Genomic DNA, 2581 nt, shown 5'->3' on the forward strand with positions numbered 1-2581 from the left:
GTATCCGTCAAGCCAAGCGCCGTGGGATCATAGTCGATCAGTAAGAGGCATAGACATAGGCTATGGCTCTTATGGATGAGTCATCAGCAGCGATATTGAAACGTGATGTGGTGGGGCGTGTGGTGATGCCGAGTGCGAAGCGGGAGGCTTTGCTGGATGAATTTGAGCGCAGTTCGCTTTCGGGGGCTGAATTTGCTCGTCTGGCTGGCGTTAAATATCCGACCTTTGCTGGGTGGGTTCAGCGGCGGCGGCATGATCGATGGGAGTATGACCACAGGCAGCCGGGGGAAGCTTCTGCGGGTCTGTGCTTCCTTGAGGCGGTGGTGGGAGCAGAACGGTCACTGCCGACGGCTGAGGCGAAAGCCGATGGATTGATGGTGTATTTGCCAGCGGGGATGAAGGCCGTCGTTTGCAGCCAGGAGCAGGTGGTGTTGCTGGCGCAGTTGCTAAGAGCCCTTGACCTTGCTTCGCCATGCTGAGCTTCCCCGGCAGCCTGAAGATCTTCATCGCGCTGGAGCCCTGCGACATGCGCGCAGGCATCAACACGCTGCATGCGCTGGTGGCGGACAAGCTCAAGGAGGCGGTCAAAAGCGGAGCGCTCTTTGTCTTCACCAACAAGCGGCGCAGACTGCTGAAGATCCTGTATTTTGACGGGACTGGCTGCTGGCTGATGACCAAGCGTCTGGAGCAAGGAACGTTCTTCTGGCCGCGTGCGGCCGAGGAAGGCCAGACCCGACTGGAACTGGTGCCGGAAGCCTTTGCCATGCTCACCGACGGCATTGATATGCACGGGGCCAAGCCGCGAGGCTGGTATGAGCGCGGGAAGTAAAGCTGCAGGCACTTTTGCCTAACCCTATTATGTTGATATAAGTGTTGCTGGCCGTTGCGTTTAAATGCCCACGCCCCTGCCAATGACGTCTGCCGACCTGCTCAACGAACTGTCTCTCCACAGACAGCTTGTAGCCTCGCAGCAGGAGCGGATTGAGTCGCTCAAGCAAGAGGTCGAACAGCTCAGGCAGCACAACGAGGTGCTGCGACTCAAAGTGGATGCGATGGCCCGCAAGCTATTTGGTCGCAGCAGCGAAAAGCTCGATCCCGCACAGTTGCAGATGGTCTTCGAAGCGTTGCAAAACGGGATGCCTGAGGATGGTCCTCCAAAAAAGCCGGAAGCCTCCGTAGACGCCCTTTGCGGCTCGGAGGCCGATGAAGCGGCCAAGGGGCAAACGGCTCGCAAGAAGCGCAGCCTGGAGCAGATCCTCGCAGGCCTGCCAGTCATCGAGATCATCATCGAGCCGGAAGAGGTCAAAGCAGATCCGCAGGCCTGGACCTGCATGGGAGCCGAGGTCACCCGGCTCATTGATTACACGCCCGGCAAGTTTAGCTGTCAGAAGATCAACCGGCGCAAATATGTGCGCAAGGAGGCCCGGCACTTGCCGCCTGTCATCGCTCCTTTGCCCAGTTTGCAAGAGCGCTGCATCGCCACACCACGACTGCTGGCCCACACGCTGACGCAGCGTTTTGAGCTGCACCTGCCTTACTACCGCATCGAGCAGACCTATGGGCGTGCCGGAGTGCCGCTCACGCGCCAGACCTTGAGCAACTGGGGCGGCATGTGTGCGGATGCCTGCGGCCTGGTCATCCAGGCGATGCAAAGGGAAGTCTTTGCCGATGGGTATGTGCAGATCGACGAGACGCCGGTGAAGTATCAGGATCCAGAGCGCAAAGGCACCTGTGGCACAGGTTACCTGTGGGCAGTCCACAACCCCGTGCGCAAGCTAAGCCTGTTTGAATGGCGTACCGGACGTGGGACCGCCTGTTTGGAAAGCCTCGTGCCCGCAGACTTCACCGGGCTAATCCAGTGCGACGGCTATCAGGCTTACGAAAGCTTCATCCGCTCAGCGCGCAGGCAAGGCCAGATTCGGCTCGCCGGATGCCTGGCGCATGCGAGAAGAAAGTTCTTCGAAGCCCAGGCCGAGGGCGGAGATGCCCGCTGGGTGCTTGAGCAAACGCAGCAGCTTTACCGCATCGAGGCAAAGCTCAGGGAAGCCCGCGCCGGACCGATGGAAGTGCGGGCGGTCAGGCAAGAGCACAGCGCTCCGATCCTGGAAGGCATCCATCACAAGCTACAAAGTTTGCAACAGAGCCGCAAACATCTGCCCCGCAGCCTCACAGGCGCGGCCATCAGCTACACGCTCAATCAGTGGGACAAACTGAGCGTTTACCTGCGGGACGGTCGTGTGTGCATCGACAACAACCTGATCGAAAACGCGATCCGTCCCAGTGCCATCGGTAAGAAAAACTGGCTCTTCATGGGCGACGCCAAAAGCGGTGACCGGGCTGCCATGTTCTACACGCTGATCGGCAACTGTCATCGTGAAGGCATCAATGCCGAGGCCTACCTGACGGACCTCTTCACCCGCCTGCCCACCGAGACCAACCAGACCGTGCATCGCCTCACGCCCAAAGCCTGGGCAGCCGAACAAAGATCTCTACACCAAGCGCAGGCAAAGAACTGCGTGGCCTCACTGTAGCAGACAAACACTGTCAACCTCCAAGGGACGGGTCCTCGTTTGACGGATAC

At 59.3% G+C, this 2581-nt stretch carries 3 protein-coding genes; all 3 read left to right on the forward strand.

What is annotated here, in order from left to right; translation table 11 throughout:
- The first annotated feature begins 71 nt into the window (after positions 1-71).
- Entirely contained in the window at positions 72-479 is a 408-nt protein-coding gene (locus tag ABEB25_RS24395) for an IS66 family insertion sequence element accessory protein TnpB (RefSeq protein ID WP_345739072.1), read from the forward strand.
- Entirely contained in the window at positions 473-829 is a 357-nt protein-coding gene (gene tnpB, locus ABEB25_RS24400) for an IS66 family insertion sequence element accessory protein TnpB (protein ID WP_345739073.1), read from the forward strand. The genes ABEB25_RS24395 and tnpB overlap by 7 nt, the downstream gene beginning before the upstream one ends.
- A gap of 82 nt (positions 830-911) precedes the next feature.
- Entirely contained in the window at positions 912-2531 is a 1620-nt protein-coding gene (tnpC, locus tag ABEB25_RS24405; protein WP_345739074.1) for an IS66 family transposase, read from the forward strand.
- Positions 2532-2581 lie beyond the last annotated feature (50 nt).

Origin of the sequence: Prosthecobacter algae (genome assembly GCF_039542385.1) — a bacterium.
Classification (GTDB): Bacteria; Verrucomicrobiota; Verrucomicrobiia; order Verrucomicrobiales; family Verrucomicrobiaceae; genus Prosthecobacter; species Prosthecobacter algae.

Bases quoted from the DNA above. Each gene is read 5' to 3' on its own strand.
- tnpC (WP_345739074.1), top strand. From the start codon at position 912: ATGACGTCTGCCGACCTGCTCAACGAACTGTCTCTCCACAGACAGCTT.
- tnpB (WP_345739073.1), top strand. From the start codon at position 473: ATGCTGAGCTTCCCCGGCAGCCTGAAGATCTTCATCGCGCTGGAGCCC.
- ABEB25_RS24395 (WP_345739072.1), top strand. From the start codon at position 72: ATGGATGAGTCATCAGCAGCGATATTGAAACGTGATGTGGTGGGGCGT.